The following is an 18,303-nucleotide window of genomic DNA, read 5'->3' on the forward strand; positions in this document are numbered from 1 at the left end:
CAAGCTTTAGCCGGGCGAAACGGCCCGTGGCACCCAGACACAGGTAAATAGCAGGAAGTAATATAGAAATGATACCGTTTAAGCAGCCGTGGGTTGCATGGCCGTTGCACCCAGTTGTGCTACCCACAATCCCCCAGCCGCCCCCGGCGCGCAGCGGCTGGGGAAGCCTAGAGTTTCTCGCCATTCCGCGCGAGTTTCCCCAGAAACAAACCAGCCGCCCCCAGCGCGCCAGCGGCTGAAGAAGCCTAGAGTTTCTCGCCATTCCGCGCAAGCTTCCCCAAAAACAAACCAGCCGCTCCCGGGGCGGAAGCGGCTGGGGAAGCTTAGGTTACTTTTTCCTAGCCTTTATTTTTAACCTGTTTTCTGTGTCACTGACGTAAGCAATTGCCGATTTATTATGGTATGAAACGTTCTCCAACCGCTTAAATACTGTATTTCTGCGTCCCTTTTCGTGCTTCACTAAGCAGCAAATTAGCTCCGCTTGCTCCAATTCAGTAGCCGCTTTACAAAGTTCTTCGAGTCTTTCAAAATCGGATATGTCACCGTGATTACCAATGAATTTTCTAGCCACTGATTTCAGATACCGAGGTGAATGAGGATTAAAGGCAATAGCTCTAATCCTACATATTACGTCCCAAGGCATAATCAAATTCTCTCGATTATTTAACCACGATATCAATTGGTAATTCTGATAGCAATAGACCGTCTCTTCTGAGCAGAAATAAGAGGCTACTATAGAATTAGCCCTCGGATAATCTATACTATCAAGGTATGCTAACACATTTCCTGTTTCTTCCGGGTGCTCAGACAACATGTACACGCAGTGGTCCGCTGCAAAATCATCTTTCGCTTCACCTAGACGTTTAAGCAAGAAGTGGTAGATAGTCTTGTTATATAGTGTAGGGTCTGCTAAAATGTGTAAGCTAAAAGCCTCTTTGATGATATCAACAGGGGTTGCCTTAACATTAGGCTTAGCTATTACAGGTAGTTCTTCCTCTACCATCACACGATTGTAATCGTCAGACATTAGAACTACTGGCTTAACAATGGCCGGCTTTTTTTGCTTAGCCCGCTCGGTAACGTCAGCAATTATATTGTCTATGTGTTCAAACCGATGCTTAGCCTCCTCCGCGTCTAGTATCTCTGTTTTGCCTGAGTGTAAAATCAGTCCTTTCTTACGCATTGCTGATGCTAGAAAAACAACAGCTCTTTTTGCATCCTGATAGCTAGAGCAAAAAACTCGAATGTCGTCTACATATCTAGCATGCTTGTAGCCCTCATTATAGAGCAATCTATCGATGGAGTCTAAGTAGAGCTTCGCTAGGATATCTGATGGTACACACCCCTGCGGCAAACCTTTGCCTGGTATCATCGCCCATGTATCAAGACAAGTCCTTAAGAATCTTATATGCTCTTCCTTAACACCTGTACTTCTAACATCCGACAATAAAACTGCATGGTCGATATTTTCAAAGAAACCAGAGATATCCGTTACGACTACATACTTATACTCTTTTATTAAGGATAAGCTTTTAGTGCGAAAGTTTGACCAGCCTCGATAGTAATGCAGTATCCAATCCCCTTCTGCACTATTCATGATGTTGGAGCAATCTACTTTATACCGTGCCCAATCAACTCTATCATGAATTGCATTAAACATTTCGCCCATTATTGCATAGTACACCAACAAGTCTTCCGTTGACAGCAGCGTACCAGGGCGTACAAGATGCTTCCCTTTGGGTACATCACATATCTCAGGAGTAGTTGGATTGTAAATGTTCTGAACCAGCTTTGATTCAATCGTAGCTAGCCAATCCTGCAGCTTATTTTCGATAAGAGTAACCTCAAATGGAGGCACAACAAATCCCCTGTCTTTAATCTCTGCTCGGAGTCTTTTCCAAGCCAATGCCAGGTTCAGAAACATTACAAATCAGTTTAGTGCAAAACAAAAAAGGACATAAAAAAGGGAAGAATTATTTCGCAACAATTCTTCCCTTTTAGATTATTTAAAATTTATCTCCCTTACGACCCGCAGGCCTCGCAGGCGTCCGGGTTATCCAGGGAGCAGGCCATGTCGGACTGGTTTTGCTCCACCAGGGCCAGGGGCTCCAGGGTTTCGGCGGCTTGCTTTTCCACCGTGAACTTGATGGCGTCGGCGGCGGCTTTGGTGCGCAGGTAGTACATGCCGGTTTTCAGGCCGCGCTTCCAGGCGTGGAAGTGCATGCTGGTGAGCTTGCCGAAGTTCACGTTTTGCACGTGCAGGTTCAGGCTCTGGCTCTGGCAGATGTAGGCCCCGCGGTCGGCGGCCTGGTCGATGATGCGGCGCTGCGAAATCTCCCACACCGTCTTGTACAGGTCCTTGATGTGCTGCGGAATGCGGGCAATGCCCTGCACCGAGCCGTTGGCCGCGATGATTTCCTGCTTCATCGCGTCGTTCCACAGGCCCAGGGCCACCAGGTCCTTCAGCAGGTGCTTGTTCACCACCATAAACTCGCCGCTGAGCACGCGCCGCACGTAAATGTTGCTCGTGTAGGGCTCAAACGACTCGTTGTTGCCCAGAATCTGGGCGGTACTGGCTGTGGGCATGGGCGCCACCAGCAGCGAGTTGCGGGCCCCGTGCTTCACCACCTCGGCGCGCAGGCTTTCCCAGTCCCAGCGGCCCGAGTCGGGCGTCACGCCCCAGAGGTCGAACTGGAACTTGCCCTGGCTCAGGGGCGAGCCGGGGAAGGTTTCGTAGTGCCCGTCCTTGATGGCGAGGTCCTTCGAGGCCGTCATGGCCGCGAAGTAGATGGTTTCGAAGATGTCCTTGTTCAGGCCCGAGGCTTCGTCGCTCTCGAAGGGCATGCGCAGGGCAATAAACGTATCGGCCAGGCCCTGCACGCCCAGCCCGATGGGCCGGTGGCGGAAGTTCGACTTCTGCGTTTCGGGCACCGGGTAGTAGTTCACGTCAATCACCTTGTTCAGGTTCAGGGTGGCCTGGTAGGTCACCTCGTACAGCTTCTGGTGGTCGAAGGTGGTGTTGCCCTGGGCGTCCGTCACCAGGTAGCGGGGCAGCGCCAGCGAAGCCAGGTTGCACACGGCAATCTCGTCGGCGTCGGTGTACTCAATAATCTCGGTGCAGAGGTTCGAGCTCTTAATCGTGCCCAGGTTCTGCTGGTTCGATTTGCCGTTGGCCGCGTCCTTAAACAGCATGTAGGGCGTGCCCGTCTCCGTCTGGCTTTCCAGGATGGCAAACCACAGCTCCTGCGCCTTGATGGTGCGGCGGCCGCGGCCCTCGCGCTCGTACTTCATGTACAGCTTCTCGAACTCGGGGCCCCAGGCCGTGTCCATGCCCGGGCACTCGTGGGGGCACATCAGCGTCCAGTCGCCGTTTTCCTCCACGCGCTTCATGAACAAGTCGGGCGTCCAGAGGGCGTAAAACAGGTCGCGGGCGCGCATTTCCTCCTTGCCGTGGTTCTTCTTCAGGTCCAGGAACTCGAAAATGTCGGCGTGCCAGGGCTCCAGGTAAATGGCGAAGGCGCCCTTGCGCTTCCCGCCGCCCTGGTCCACGTAGCGGGCCGTGTCGTTGAACACCTTCAGCATGGGCACCAGCCCGTTCGAGTTGCCATTCGTGCCCTTGATGTAGGAGCCCGTGGCCCGCACGTTGCTCACCGAAAGGCCAATGCCGCCGGCGCTCTGCGAAATCAGCGCGCAGTTCTTCAGCGTGTCGTAAATGCCATCGATGGAGTCGTCCTTCATCGTCAGCAGGAAGCAGCTCGACATCTGCGGCTTCGGCGTGCCCGCGTTGAACAGCGTGGGCGTAGCGTGCGTAAACCACCGCTCGCTCAGCAAATTGTAGGTCTTGATAACCGAGTCAATGTCATCCTTGTGGATGCCCACCGCCACGCGCATCAGCATGTGCTGGGGCCGCTCCACCACTTTGCCCTCCAGCCGCAGCAGGTACGAGCGTTCCAGCGTCTTAAAGCCGAAGAAGTCGTAGTTGTAGTCCCGGTCATAGATAATGGCCGAATCCAAGGTGTGGGCATTCTTATGAATCACCTCCCACACGTCGGTGGCGATGAGCGAAGCATTGTCGCCATTCTTGGGGTCCTCGTAAGTGTATAGCCGCTTCATGGTGCTGCTGAAGGACTTAGACGTCACCTTGTGCAGGTTGCTCACCGCAATGCGGGCCGCCAGAATGGCGTAGTCGGGGTGGCGGGTGGTGAGCGAGGCGGCCGTCTCGGCGGCCAGGTTGTCGAGCTCAATGGTGCTCACGCCATCGTAGATGCCGTCAATCACCTTCTTGGCCACCTCGATGGGCGAGATGTAGTCCTGATTCAAGCCGTAGCAGAGCTTTTCAATCCGGGCCGTGACTTTGTCAAACTTCACGGATTCGCGGCGTCCGTCGCGTTTAATTACGAGCATACCAGTGGTGTTTTGGTGTGGATTTTTTTGTATACAAAAAACCCGCGGCAGAGGCAGGCCCCAGCCGCAAGTCGTTCAGGCAGTAGTAAGAAGGGTAGAATTGAGAGCGCCGGAGTGTGGACCTCCGGGGATATTCAATCCTTGAAATTACCCGTTGTGTTTTCGAAGGACAAGCAAAAGTTCCAGAAGTTTTCCACAAAGGACCTGCACGGGGACGCTGAGGCCATTTTTTGAAAACGCCTCGTTTTGCATCCGCCATATTCAGATATTCACTCACCCTATAGCGGCATCCGGCGGCCCCGGTTGGGTATCCACTTCCGGTACGATTCGCCGTCGTCGGTGTGGTTGCAGGTGCAGTCGGCCTTGACGGGCAACTGTGGAAAAAGCTGGTGGTAGAAGACTGCTTGGCTGTCTATCAAGCCCACCAATAGCGGATTGGCTTCCCTCGCTCCCGCTTTGGAATAGTTCATGCCGCTGCGGCTCCAAAGGCTGACGTTTACCAGTGGGTCGTGTAAGGGCGGCCGCCAACCATCGAATATAAATTCTGGGTAGTTGTGGTATTTGAACAGCGCCCCGGCCAACCGCTCTGCCACGTAGTTGCGGGGCACCACCCTAATCAGTGCCGCTGCTTGATGCCGCTGGCTTGTCGGTAGGCTTGCTACGGCGGCCTCTATTTCCCGGTACTGGCGTTCGGCCCAGAGCTGTACGGGCACCAGCGCCAAAACCCCGGCCATAAAAACTACGCTGCTGCCCGGCAAAGCGCTGGAAGCAGCCCTATCCAGCACCTGCGCCGCAAATAATACCGGCACCCAAAGCAGCAGCGGTAAAATCAGAAAGAAGAGCACCACCGCCTGCATCATTTGCCCCAGGCCGATGAACAACGCACAGTACACGCAAACCGTGAAATGCACGCCCATCAGAAAGAGAAGCACATAGTTTAGCACCGGCACGCGCTTCGCAAAAGGCCACAGCAAGAAAGCGGCGGTACTAACCACCAGCACCCACGCCGCCCATTCCACTGGCTGACAGAAGCCCTGGAACCAGTACTCATTGGCCCAGTATGCCGCCCCGGCCAGCACCATGTTGCAGTACGGCATCAGCGGCCCCAGCCACTGCAGGAAGCGTCGAATTCTCGTCATAGCTCCCGCAACGGCGGGCGGCACTGGTTTCGTGTTTGGCGCATGAAAAAGCCCGCCGCTGCTAGCGCAGGGCGGGCTTTTGCGTTGGGATGTAGAGACGCGACACTTCGCGTCTCATCGCTTGCAACATCCGACAATCATCGTTCAACGCCGAGACGCGAAGTGTCGCGTCTCTACAGCATTACCGCGGTGCTACCTGGCGATGCTGGCCGTGCCGGCGGGGCCGGGCTGGCAGGTGGCTATCACGCTCACGTCGATGCTCTTGGCGATGTTGTTGCGCACGATGGCGGGGATTTTAATCTTGTAGTCGGCCGGGGCCACGTTGAACTTGGAGGTCACCACCAGGTCGGTGCCGCGCAGCTGCAGGGTGCCGGGCACGCGCACCTTGCGCTTCACGTTGTGGATGGTGAGCTGGCCCTGCACGTACACCGGCTGGGGGCCGCTGCGCAGCTGGGCCTCGGTGGGCATGGTCACAAGCGTGCCGGTGAAGCGGGCGCGGGGGTACTTGTCGCTCTCGGCGTAGTTCTCGTTGAAGTGCTCCTGCATGAGCGAGTTCTTGAACTGGAAGTCCTTCATGAGCATAGAAAACGCCAGCTGGCCGCTGTTCAGGTCGAAGATGGCGGCCACTCGGGAGTTCAGGGCCTCAATGTCTTCGAGCGGGGCCGAAGAGAAGAAGGTGGCCTGCCCGCCGGCAGTGGTGTAGCGCTGCAGCATGGCGGCCGTGGGCTCGGGAGCGGCGGCAGCGGGGGCCGGGGCGGGCGTGGTCTGCGCGTGGGAGGGCCCGGCAATTCCCAGGCCCAGAAGGAAAAGTAACGCGTATTTCATGCGAACGAGAAGAAAGAAAGCAATGGGTGGGCAAGCCGCAGCGGCGGCAAAGCGCTGCTTTGCTCCACTCGGCGCAACCCGGCAAAGCGTTGCCTGCGGAATGCCTTTTTTGTTGATGCCGCCACGGCCCGCGTGGCCTGGCAGCACCGGCAATATAAGCGCCGCCCCCCCGAGGCGCAACGATAAGAACGGGCCGTGAGCGGCCGGCCGCCGCCAACGCCGGACGCCGGAAACACCAAGCTGGCCTCACGCCTCCGCCGCTAGTGCTTTGAGGAATGAGGCCAGCCAAAGGCGTGCGCAGAAGCGCAGGGCTATTTTCTCAGTATCAGGTAGCCGTAGGCGGGCAGCGCAACCGAAGCGCCCACCGTGACGGCCCCGCCGGCCACGGCATTGGTCCAGCTGCCTTGCAAGGCGGCGGGCACGGCAAAGGTCTGGGCCGAATTGCGCGCGTTGGCCAGCACGAAGGCCTGGTCGGAGCCGGCGGTTTTGGTGAAGGCGCACACTTCGGGCGTGCTGTAGGCCGTGGGCGTGCCCGAGCGCAGGGCGGGGCTGGCGGCGCGGGCGGCCATCAGCCGCTTGTAGGCCAAGGTGGTGGCCCGGTTGGCGTTCCAGTTCACTTTCACGCTGGTGAAGGGAAAGGGAATGGCCGTGGACATACCGGCTTCCTGGCCGTTGTAGATGAAGGGAATGCCCTTGTAGAATGCCGCTACCACAAAGGCCGACAAGGCCCCCGCCTGCCCCCCAAACAGCGTGACGGGCGTGCCGTCGGAGCCGTTCACGTCGTGGTTGGTGATGTAGCGCACCACGCTCTGCGTGCCAGTAGCACCCGCAAACTCGCTGGTGTTGAGCGCATCGAAGGCAGTAGCCGACTGGTTGTTTTTATACACCTGGTAGATGCCGCCGTAGAAGTTGAAGCCGAAGTTGTAGTCGAAGCCCGCGGTGAAGTTGCTGGCGCGGGTGCTTTCGGCCAGCAGCAGCAGCTTGTGGGTACGCACGGCGTGCAGGGTGTCGGTGGCCTGCTTCCAGAAATCGGCGGGCTGGAAGTCGGCGTAGTCGCAGCGGAAACCGTCCACGTTGGCCGTGAACACCCACGACTTCATGGCCGAAATCATTTCGGCGCGCATGTAGGCGTTGGTGAAATCGAGCTGGGCCACGTCGTTGTAGGTGGTGGTGCCGTTCGAAACGACCTTGATGTTGCCGGCCGCGTCCTTCTGGTACCAGTCGGGATGGTCCGTAATCCAGGGGTTGTCCCAGCTGGTGTGGTTGGCCACCCAGTCCAGCATCACGGCCATGTTGCGGGCGTGGGCGGCATCGACCAGGGCGCGCAAATCGGCCAGCGTGCCGAACTCGGCATTCACGCCGCGGTAGTCCTTCACGGCATAGGGCGAGTTGTAGGATGGGTGCGAGCCGGTGGCCTGGCCCACCGGGAAAATCGGCATCAGGTACAGCACGTTCGTGCCCACGGCCTTGATGGAGTCGAGCCGGGCCTGCACGCCGGCAAAGTTGCCGGCCTGGCTGAAGGCCCGCATGTTGACTTGGTAAATCACGGCATCCTCGCGGTTGGGCACCCCGGCGAAGGGCGTGCCGTACTGCGGCGGCGTGGCCGTCGACGGAATGACGGGTGGCGTGATGGGGTCGGGGGCGGCGGGCGAATCCTTCTTGCAACCGGCCAGCAGGCTGACGGCGGTCAGCAGGACCAGCCCATTTTTAGCTAAAATATGGCGAACAGACATTCAACAGAGGTAAAAGAGGCGTTGGAATAATGAGCCGAAGCCCGATGAGCTACCTGGAAACGGGCTTGAAGCTGATGGCCGCGCCACCGCCGGCGGCCAGCTGCAGCGTGAGGGCCGATTTGCTGGTTACCACTTGCCTGCTGATGCGGTAGGCCGTGGGGTTCTTATCCCAGCTGGCCCCTTTGCCGTCGGCGTAGATGGTGGCCTCGTAACGCTGGCCGGGCGTTAAAAAGTCCAGCGTGAGCGGCTGTTTGCGGGCCTGCTCGTCGGTGATGCTGCCAAGGTACCACTCGTCCTTGCCTTTGGCCTTGCGCACGGTGGTGAGGTAGTCGCCGGGCTCGGCGGCCAGAATGCGGGTATCGTCCCAGTCCACGGGCACGTCTTCGATAAACTTGAACGCGTCGAGGTGCTGGTTGTAGTTCTCGGGCAGGTCGGCCGCCATTTGCAGGGGCGAGTACAGGGTCACGTACAGGGCCAGCTGCTTGGCCAGGGTGGTGTGCACCTGGCGCTTGCCGGTCGGCTCAAAATTCTGGAGCTTGAAGATGCCGGGCGTGTAGTCCATGGGCCCGCCCATGAGGCGGGTGAAGGGCAGAATGGTTTCGTGCTCGGGCGGGTTGCCCTCGCTGAAGGCGTTGAACTCGTTGCCGCGGGCGGCTTCGCAGGCCAGCCAGTTGGGGTAGGTGCGCGAGAGGCCGGTGGGCCGCACGGGCTCGTGCATGTCCACCATCACGTGGAAGTCGGCCGTTTTCTGGGCGGCGCGCACGTAGTGGTTCACCATCCACTGGCCGTCGTGGTGCTCGCCGCGCGGAATGATGCGGCCCACGTAGCCGGTTTTCACGGAGGTGTAGCCGTGGGCGTTCATGAAGCGATAGGCGGCGTCCTGGCGGCGCTCGTAGTTGGTGGCCGAGCCGCTGGTTTCGTGGTGCATGATGATGTTGACGCCCTTGCCGGCGGCGTAGCGCTGCAGCTCGTCCACGTCGAAATCGGGGTAGGGCGTTACGAAGTCGAACACTTCTTCCTTCCAGTTATTGGCCCAGTCTTCCCAGCCCACGTTCCAGCCCTCCACCAGCACGCCGGGGATGTGGTGCGCGGCGGCAAAGTCGATGTACTGCTTCACGTGCGCCGTGTTGGCCATGTGGCGGCCGTTGGGCTTGAGCTTGCGCCAGTCGGTGCCGGCCAGCTTGATGTTGAAGGTGTCGGCGTAGTTCCAACTGCCGCGGCTTATCTGCATTTCCCACCACACGCCCACGAACTTCTGGGGCTTAATCCAGCTGGGGTCGGCAATTTTGCTGGGCTCGTTCAGGTTCAGAATCAGCTTGCTGGCCAGCACGTCGGGGGCCTTGTCGCTCACCACGATGGTGCGCCAGGGCGTGTGCTCCGGCGCCTGCAGGTAGGCCTTGGCGCCGGTGCCGGTGGCATCGGGCACCAGCTGGCTGGTGAGGGCGAAAGTTTTGGTGTCCACGTTCAGGTACAGGGCCGGGTAGTTCACCAGCGCCGCCTCGTGGATGTTGACGTACAGCCCGTCGTCCGATTTCAGCATCAGCGGCGTCTGGATGCGGGTGGCCGGCGCTTTCAGCTGAATGGCCCGGATGGGCGTGGTGTTCACCTCGCTCACGCGGCTGGTGGTGTAGGCGTACTCGTTCGAGTCGTAGTCGCCCGGAATCCAGAAGGCCTTGTGGTTGGCGGGCAGGCGGAACTCCGTGAACTCGTCCTGCACCGTGAAATACTGCAGCCCGGCCTGGCGCGGAAACTCGTAGCGGAAGCCCACGCCATCGGCAAACACGCGGAACACCACGTCGAGCCGGCGGCCGTCGGCGGCGGGCTGGCGCAGGTGCACCGTGAGCTGCTGGTAGTGGTTGCGGATGTCCTTGACCTCGCCCCACACGGGCTGCCAGGTTTCGTCCACGTCCTTGGTTTCGCTGCCCAGCAGCGTCAGCGGGCCTTCAAAGCCCTTGCCATCGGCGAAGCTAAGGCCCAGGCGCGAGGGCTGCACCACGGTTTTCGGGCCGAAGGCCACGGCGTAGGTGGGGCGGCCATCGGGCACCATTGCAAACGTCAGGCTGACTTTGTCGAGGTGGGCAGTTAGGGGGGCGGCGGTTTGCGCCCGGGCGCGTGGGCCGGCCGAGAGCACCAGCAATGCCAGCAATAGTTTTCTCATCATTATACGTCTTGCCCAGCCTTTATTCAATAATGGCTGGTGGGCAGCTATTTCTTCAAAATTAGGTACTGGTAGGGCTGCAGCGTCAGATTGGTCAGCGCGGCGGGCTTGCCGTCGAAGGCATTGCGCCAGCCCGTAGTGCCTACACTGGCGGGCACGGGGTAGTTCACGGCGGCGTTGCGCAGGTTGGCCAGCACCAGCACTTGTTCGTTGCCTTCGGTTTTGGTGAAGGCGCACATGTCGTCGGTGCTGTAGGAGGCCAGCGCGCCGTTGCGCACGGCCGCGCTGCCGTTGCGGAAGCGGATGAGCTGCTTGTACTCGCGGGTCAGGGCCGGGTTGGGCGTCCAGTCGATGGGGTGGCGCGGGCCCATGAAGGGCACCCGCTCGGCGTAGCCCACTTCCTGGCCGTTGTAAATCATGGGCACGGCCTTCATGTAGGCCGCCACCACAAAGGCCGCCATCATGCCCCGCTCGCCGCCGAACAGCTGCTGCGGCGTGCCGTCCCAGGCGTTGATGTCGTGGTTGGAGGTGTAGCGCACCATGCGGGCGTTGGCCGGGGCGTTGCGGTAGTTGGCGGTGTTCACCGAATCAATCAGCCTGACGCTCCGGTTTTTAGCGAAAATATCGCCCTTCATCACGTTCATGAAGCCGAAGTCGTAGCACAGGTCGAAGCCGGCTTGCAGGTAATACTTCTTCTTGTCGCCCTCGGCCAGCATCAGCAGCTTGTGGCCGGGAATGGCGCGCAGGTTGGCCAGGGCTTCGGTGAAAAACGCCTGGCTGGGGCCGTCGGCGTAGTCGAAGCGGTAGCCGTCGATGTTGGCCGCGAACACCCAGTAGCGCAGGGCCTGCGTCATGGCCGCGTGCACCTCGGGCTTATTCCAGTTAAGCTGGGCAATGTCCTTCCAGTCGGGAATGGGGTTCACGATGTGGCCGGCGGCATCGTGCACGTACCAGTCGGGGTGCTCGGTCACCCAGGCATGGTCGAAGCTGGTGTGGTTGCCCACCCAGTCGAGTATCACGGCCAGGCCGCGCTGGTGGGCGGCGTCAATCAGCCGGCGCAGGTCATTCAGCGTGCCGAACTCCGGGTTCACGGCCGTGTAGTTCTGCACGGCAAAGGGCGAATCGACGGCCCGCAGCTTGCCGATGGGAAAAATGGGCATCAGGTACACCACATTCGCCCCCAGCGCCTTAATGGAATCGAGCCGGGCCGTGACGGCCCTGAAAGAGCCTTCTTTGCTGAAACCCCGCATGTTGACCTGGTAGATGGTCGCGTCGCGGCCATCGGGCACGCCGGCGAAGGGCTTGCCGTAGGGTGCGGGGTCTTTGGCCGCTTTGGCCGGGGCCTGGGCTTCGGCAGCCCCTGCCAAAGCCAGGCCGGCCAGCAGCGTCAGGAAGAAGGGAAAAACGGATTTTTTCATAAGCAAAGAATACCGGGCCCAGCACCATTGGCCGGACCCGGTAATCGGGAAATGACGGACTAGCGGGTAACTTCCAGGCGGCGGGTGGCAACCCGGTCGCCCACCTGCACCTTCACCAGGTAGAGGCCGGGCGTGAGGTTGGCACTGGAAATGGGCAGCTCGTGGAAGCCGGCGTTCTGCCTGGCGTCCAGCAGGGTGCGGACCGTGCGGCCCAGCAAATCGGTGAGGCGCACGGCCACGGCCTGCGTGCCGCCCGGCACCTGGTACGAAACCGTCGATTCGCCCTGCGCCGGGTTCGGAAACACGCTCATGGCCACCACGGCATCGTCGGCCTGGCGCGCGCTGAGCACCACCACGTTCAAAGCAGCGGCCTGCGTACCGCCGAGCGTCGTAAAATCGGGGCTGAAGCCGAGGTTGTTGTTGCCGTTGCCGGGAATCTCCGGAATCACGTCCGACGACCAGTAGGCGTCGCCGCTCACGTAAGCAGCCATCACCCGCACGATGGACGCGCCCGAGGGCAGGCCCAGCGAGGCACGGTTGAACTCGTACTCCAGCGCGTAGGAGCCCGCCCCGCCGCCGTTGGCGCTGCCGGGGTTGCTGGTGATGTCGGTGGTGGGCGTGGTGGGGGCCAGGTAGGCCACGCGGGTGCCCGCAAACAGGCTATACACGCCGGTGGTGGAGGCCGGCGGAATGGTGCTGGGCTGGCCGTTGTTGGTGGCCGTGGCGCTCAGGCCGTCGCCCAGCGACTTGGCCACGCCCGTCGTGGCGGTATAGATGGCCGCCTGCACGTCCATGTTGCCGGTGGTGGCAATAGCTGCGTCGGCCTCCAGCTCCAGCTTGGTGCCGCCGATGCCGCCGCCCGCAAACGTGCCAAAAACGGTGCTGGCGCCCGCAATGGCGGGCAGGCCCGTGCCCACCGGCACGCCGGTACGGTTCGGCAGGTCCATGTACAGCTGAAAGTTGTTGCCGCCCTGTTCGATGGTGCCGGCCAGCGCGATGTAGAGCTTGGTGGCGCTGTTGGCTCCGTACATGCGCAGCAGGCCGGCGTTGCCGAAGCCCGCATTGCCCACGTGCGGCGTGGTGAAAGCCCCCAGCGAGGCATACCTGCCGCCCGTGGCGCCGATTTCACTGGCATTCACAACGCCATCGAGCGTAATCTGGGCCCGGGCGCTGAGCGCGCCGCCGGCCAGGGTGGTTATCAGGGCTAGGGTAAGTGTTTTTTTCATGGGTAAGAGGCTGAAAAGCGTGAGTGGGAATTGAAAATCCGGAGGGAGGTTGGACGGTCTGCGCAGGGGCAGGACCTGTGCCTGCGTGGCTGTTCGGACCGTTTCACTGATTTCAGCAACGCCGGGCGGGGGCAAGCCCCGCCCCTACCACCATGCGGTGCGTTGCGAGCGGTTTGGGTTTCGGACTTAGTGCCTGGCTTTGCTCAAAACCTGGCATTACCAGTGCCAATCCCAGGCGCACGCCTGGTTTCCCACCTTGAGCACCAGGCACTAAGTCCCAAACCGTATGTGTTGCGGGCCGCCGCCTAGTAGCCGGGGTTCTGCTTCAGCGTGGGGTTGGCCACGAGGTCGGTGGAAGGCAGCGGGTACAGGTTGCGGGTGGCCTGGATGTCGTGGCCGAGCTTGGTATCGGCCGCGCCGGTGTAGCCCTTGAAGGGCCAGTTGTAGCCGGCGGTGAACTTGCCGTAGCGCACCAGGTCGGTGCGGCGGGTGCCTTCCCAGTACATCTCCCGGCCGCGCTCGTCGAGGATAAAGCTGGTGGTGAGGTCGGCGGCGCTGATGCGGCCGTCGGTGCTGCCGCCGGTGTTGCCGTAGGCGCGGTCGCGCAGACGGTTCACGTAGGTGAGGGCCTGGGCCTGGCTGCCGCCGGTGCCGCCGCGCAGCACGGCTTCGGCGTACATCAGGTACACGTCGCCGAGGCGGAAGAGCGGGAAGTCGGTATCGACGAAGATGAGCTGGGGGTCGTTGCCGTTGCCGCCGGTGGAGGTGCGGTTGCGCCACTTGGTCACGCCGTAGCCTTCGGTGAAAATGGTCAGGTCGTTGATTTCCAGGCTCTGGCCATTGGTAAAGAACATGGCGCGGGTATCGAAGCCGCTAGCGGGCGTGGGAAACAGCAGCGGCAGGTTGCGGCGGGTGCGGTTGCCGGCCCAGCCGCTGTTCACCCCGAAGCCGCTGGCCAGCATGTTGCCGCCCACGGCGGCGTGTATCAGGTAGGTGGTGCCGCCGTACACCTGGCTCACCACCCCGTCGCTCTCGATGGGGAAAATGATTTCCGAAGCGGCCGTTTTGTTGTTATCGGCCAGAAACAGCAGGCGGTATTCCGGGGCCAGCGCGTAGCTGGGCGTGCCGGTAATCTTGTTGCAATACGTGAGGCAGTCGGTGTAGCGGGCCGTGCCGGTGTACACTTCGGCATTGAGGTAGAGCTTGGCCAGCAGGGCCCAGGCGGCGCCCTGGTCGGCACGGCCGTAGGGGGCCGTGTGGGCGGCCAGCAGCGTGGGCTCGATGGCTTTCAGCTCCGACTCGACGTAGGCAAACAGCGCGGCGCGGGTGGTTTGCGCGGGCAGGTCCTTGCTGGGCGCGTTGGCCTCGGTCACGAAGGGTACGTTGCCATACAAATCGATGGCGTGGTAGTAAGCCAGAGCGCGCAGGAAGCGGGCCTCGGCGCGGTAGAGGCGGGCCTTGTCGGCATCGGTGCCCGAAATGCCGCGCGTGCTGAGCTTGTCGTCGCTGGTTTCGCGGATGAACTCGTTGCACAGCGACACTTCGTAGAAAATACGGGTGTAGCTGTTGTTGATGAGGTCGTTGCTCGACGTCCAGGTGGCGGTGTTCAGCTCCTGCAGCGGGCCGCTGTTCCAGGCCACCACGGCCTCGTCGGTCACCAGCTCCTGCAGGTACCAGTAGGCGCGCATGTAGGAGGTTTCGCCCTCGTCCTTGCCCTGCCCGGCAAACACGTCGGGCGAGCCGGGGTTGCCGGAGAGGTTGAAGCCGGCGTAGCACTTGGCCAGCACCTTGATGTAGTTGGCCGGGTCGCGGTACACCGACTCGGTGTTCAAATCGTAAAACGGCGAGCGGTCCAGGTCTTTGTTGCAGGCCGTGAGGCCGCCGGTGAGCAGGGCCGCAGCCAGGGCCAGCGTGAGGCCGCCGCGACGCAGGAAGGGGTGGGATTTCATTTGCAATGGGAGAATGAGTGAATGGCTGAATGGGTGAATGAATGGGCGGCGAATGGGGAATGACTGACGAGTTCACAGAGCAGGTTTCCCGCTCAGCATGCACGCATTCAGCCATTCACTCATTCACCCATTGACCTAAAAGCCGATGTTGACGCCGGCCGTGATGGTGCGGGGCAGCGGGTAAAAATTGCTGTCGATGCCCGTGGCGCGCTCCGGGTCGAGGCCGGAGTATTTGCTGAGCAGCAGCAGGTTCTGGCCGGCCACGGTGAGGCGCAGGGTGGTGCCGGCTTTCAGCAGGGCGCCGAAATCGTAGCCCAGGGTCACGTTCTGGAGGCGCACAAACGTGCCGTCTTCCAGGTTGATGTCGCTCAGCGGCTGGCCGGTGAGGAAACCGGTGTTGTAGATGGCCGGCACCACGTTGCCCGCGTAGCCCAGCGTGGTGTTCAGGAAGTAGTAGTTGTTCTGGCCGCCGGCCACCGTGTTATACACGTAGCCGCCGATGTTGGAGCGCACCGTGAAGGCCAGGCTGGCTTTGCCGTAGCTCAGGTTCGAGCTGAAGCCCAGAATGGCTTTCGGCGCGGGGTTCTTGCCATACACCTTGTCGCGCTCGTTGATGAGGCCGTCGCCGTTCTGGTCCACGTACTGCACCGGGCTGGGGCTCGACGTGGGGCCTTGCAAGGGCTTGCCGTTCTCGTACTTCTGCTGGTACAGGAAGAAGGTGTTGGGCGCGTAGCCCACGGCGTTCACCTGCACAAACTGGAAATTGCCGATGTTGCCGGTCGGCGTGCCCAGGTACGTCGGGTCTTCCACCTGCGTGAGCTTGGTAATCTTGCCCCGGTTGAAGGTGGCGTTGGCATTCACCGACCAGTTCAGCTTCGCGCCCTGAATCACGTTGTAGTTCAGCGCCAGCTCCAGGCCCCGGTTTTCCAGGTTGCCGATGTTGGTGAGCAGCGTGTTGGAGAGGTTGCTGCCCGCCGGCACCGGAATCACGGCCAGCAAGTCCTTGGTTTTGCGCAGGTACACGTCCACGGTACCCGTCAGGCGGTTGCTGAAGAAGCCGAAATCCAGGCCCGCGTCATAGGTGGCGGTTTGCTCCCATTTCAGGTTGCGGTCGTAGGCAGCCGGGCGGTACGTCCGGATGGTGTCAGAGCCAAAAATCTGGCTGTTCACCGGCGAGGCGATGCTGTATTTGGCCAGGTACGGGTAGTCGCCGGCCACGCCGTACACGTCCTGCTGGCCGGTGCTGCCGTAGCTCAGGCGCAGCTTCAGGTCCGACAAGGTGCGCGACTCTTTCAGGAAGCTTTCCTGGTTGATGCGCCAGGCCACCGAAGCGGCCGGGAAGTAGCCCCAGCGGTTTTCGGGGCTGAAGCGCGACGAGCCATCGGCCCGCAGCGTGCCCGTAAACAGGTACCGGTCCTTGTAATTATAATTGACCCGGCCGTAGTACGACAGCAGCGTGTACTGCGTCTTGAAGGGGTTTTCGGCCGGCGTCAGCGGGTTCACCCGCGAGCCATCGGCCTTGTAGGCAAAGCGGAACGGCGAGTAGGTATAAAAGTCCTGGTATGAGTAACCAGCCAGCGCCTCAAGGTGATGGTCACCAAGCTGTTTGCTGTAGTTCAGGTAGGCTTCCAGCAGCTTGTTGTTCTTCTCCTGGCGGTACGAGTTGTTCTGGCCCTGCGTGGAGTAGGCAATCGGCGAATTGGCCGCGATGAACACCGTGCCGGCGCTGCGCGAGATGTCGTAGCCCAGGTTCAGGTTGGCGTGCAGGTCGGGCAGGAAGTGCAGCGAGTAGTCGAACTGCACGTTGCCGATGCTGCGCAGCACCGTGCTCCGGTCGCGCTTGTCGTTGAGCAGCGCCACCGGGTTGCGGTCGGTCAGCGGGTTCGGAATGGCACCGTCGCGCCACTCCTGGTAGCCGTTGAAGCCCGTAGGGCCGTAGTTGTAAATGGGTTGCGTGGGGTTGTAGCGCACCGCCGCGCCAATGGCGCCCTGGTCGGCAAAGCGGTAGTCGGCCCAGGTTCCCTTGGCGTTGATGTCGATGCGCAGGTGGTTATCAAACAGCTTCGGCGTGAGGCCGATAGCCGCCGAATTACGCTTCAGGTTGCCGGTGCGCAGCGTGCCGTCCTGGTTGAGGTAGCCCAGCGACACCCGGTAGGGCATGTTCTTGGCGCTGCCGGTCAGGCTCACGCTGTTGTCGGTGGTCCAGGCCGTTTTGTAGATGGCGTCCTGCCAGTCGGTGTTGGCCGTGCCCAGGTACGTGGCGTTGGTGGCCGGGATAATACCCTGCGCAATAGCGTTGTTCATCAGGGTGCGGTAGGCGTCGGCGCTCAGCACGTCCACCTTGCCGTAGTTCGTGGCCCGCGACACCTGCGAGCTGATATTCACGTGCATCTTGTCCCCGGCCACCCCTTTTTTGGTGGTGATGAGGATAACGCCGTTGGCCGCCCGCGAACCGTAAATGGCCGTGGCCGAGGCATCTTTCAGCACGGTAAAGCTCTCGATGTCCTGCGGGTTCACCAGCGCCAGCGCGTTGCCTGCGCCGTTGATGCCCTGATTGTCCACCGGCACGCCGTCGATGACGATGAGCGGGTCGTTGCTGGCATTCAGCGACGAGCCCCCGCGCACCCGGATAGTGCTCACCTCGCCGGGAGCGCCGCCGCCGGTCGTGATTTGCACGCCGGCCACCTTGCCCTGCACCAGTTGCTCGGGCGACGTCACCTGGCCCTTCACGAAGTCCTTGGTGGTCACGGTAGTTACGGAGCCGGTCAGGTCCTGGCGGCGGGTGGTGCCGTAGCCCACAATCACGGCTTCGCCCAGGGCGGTAGCGTTTTCGGTGAGCGTGGCGGCAGCCACGGTGGCGGTTTGCCCCTCGCTCACATTCACCGCCACCCGGCTGGAATTCAACCCGATGGAGGAAAATACCAGCGTGTGCGGGCCGGCCGGCACGTTGGCAATGGAATAAGCGCCGGTAGCATCGGTGGAGGCGCCCAGCGTGGTGCCCTCCACAATAACCGTGACGCCGGGAATGCCCTCGCCCTTGGCATCCACCACGCGGCCCGTGACGGTGCCGCCGGCCACCACACGGGCCGCCAGCCGCACGGCCGGGCCCGCCGGGTGCGCCACAGCGGTGCTTATAACGAGGCCTCCCAGCGCCGAGGCCAGGAGAGATTTCCGGAAAAAATGGGGCGGCAATAGCGGCGGTAACGAGTGCAGCATGGGTGGGAGTTTTAGTGAGTGGCACAACCTGTCGGAGCTGCAGCGGTGCCTGTTGGCTACCGTGTCAGCTGCGCATTCCCACCTCATTCCAAGCCCGGCCGAATGTGAGTCTTCGGTCGTTGGCGGCAATCGTTTGGGGTGGGAAGTGAGGCAAAACTAGCCCCCCTCCCTGCCGTCCGGAATTTGTCAAACCGCAGTATGAAAAATATTAACCCATCGCCAAGTCACACTTCTG

The 18,303-nt window shown here is 61.1% G+C and carries 10 protein-coding genes; all 10 read right to left on the bottom strand.

The genetic code is table 11. From position 1 onward, the window contains the following. Positions 1-328: 328 nt before the first annotated feature. Positions 329-1,924, bottom strand: a complete 1,596-nt coding sequence (locus tag ACYVHT_RS19705; RefSeq protein WP_460556105.1) for a reverse transcriptase domain-containing protein — start codon at positions 1,922-1,924, stop codon at positions 329-331. 98 nt (positions 1,925-2,022) lie between these two features. Next, positions 2,023-4,404, bottom strand: a complete 2,382-nt coding sequence (locus ACYVHT_RS19710; RefSeq protein WP_460556108.1) for a ribonucleoside-diphosphate reductase large subunit — start codon at positions 4,402-4,404, stop codon at positions 2,023-2,025. Between the two features lie 278 nt (positions 4,405-4,682). Continuing rightward, the gene (locus tag ACYVHT_RS19715) at positions 4,683-5,543 is read right to left on the bottom strand and encodes a hypothetical protein (RefSeq protein ID WP_460556111.1); all 861 of its coding nucleotides are present in this window, start codon (positions 5,541-5,543) and stop codon (positions 4,683-4,685) included. A 192-nt stretch (positions 5,544-5,735) separates the two neighbouring features. After that, positions 5,736-6,368 carry a YceI family protein gene (locus tag ACYVHT_RS19720; protein WP_460556114.1) on the bottom strand — a complete coding sequence of 211 codons (633 nt, stop codon included), beginning with the start codon at positions 6,366-6,368 and terminating at the stop codon, positions 5,736-5,738. Positions 6,369-6,679: 311 nt separating this feature from the next. Continuing rightward, on the bottom strand, positions 6,680-8,101 hold the full coding sequence (locus ACYVHT_RS19725) for an alpha-amylase family protein (protein WP_460556116.1): 1,422 nt from the start codon (positions 8,099-8,101) through the stop codon (positions 6,680-6,682). A gap of 49 nt (positions 8,102-8,150) precedes the next feature. Then, positions 8,151-10,259: a glycoside hydrolase family 97 protein gene (locus ACYVHT_RS19730; RefSeq protein WP_460556119.1), complete on the bottom strand. Its 2,109-nt coding sequence runs from the start codon at positions 10,257-10,259 to the stop codon at positions 8,151-8,153. 47 nt (positions 10,260-10,306) lie between these two features. Then, positions 10,307-11,677, bottom strand: a complete 1,371-nt coding sequence (locus ACYVHT_RS19735) for an alpha-amylase family glycosyl hydrolase (RefSeq protein ID WP_460556122.1) — start codon at positions 11,675-11,677, stop codon at positions 10,307-10,309. Positions 11,678-11,736: 59 nt separating this feature from the next. After that, positions 11,737-12,903 carry a T9SS type A sorting domain-containing protein gene (locus tag ACYVHT_RS19740; RefSeq protein WP_460556125.1) on the bottom strand — a complete coding sequence of 389 codons (1,167 nt, stop codon included), beginning with the start codon at positions 12,901-12,903 and terminating at the stop codon, positions 11,737-11,739. Between the two features lie 305 nt (positions 12,904-13,208). Continuing rightward, positions 13,209-14,852 carry a RagB/SusD family nutrient uptake outer membrane protein gene (locus ACYVHT_RS19745; protein ID WP_460556128.1) on the bottom strand — a complete coding sequence of 548 codons (1,644 nt, stop codon included), beginning with the start codon at positions 14,850-14,852 and terminating at the stop codon, positions 13,209-13,211. Between the two features lie 135 nt (positions 14,853-14,987). After that, the gene (locus ACYVHT_RS19750; protein WP_460556131.1) at positions 14,988-18,068 is read right to left on the bottom strand and encodes a SusC/RagA family TonB-linked outer membrane protein; all 3,081 of its coding nucleotides are present in this window, start codon (positions 18,066-18,068) and stop codon (positions 14,988-14,990) included. Between the last annotated feature and the right edge of the window lie 235 nt (positions 18,069-18,303).

This window comes from Hymenobacter daeguensis, assembly GCF_054780555.1.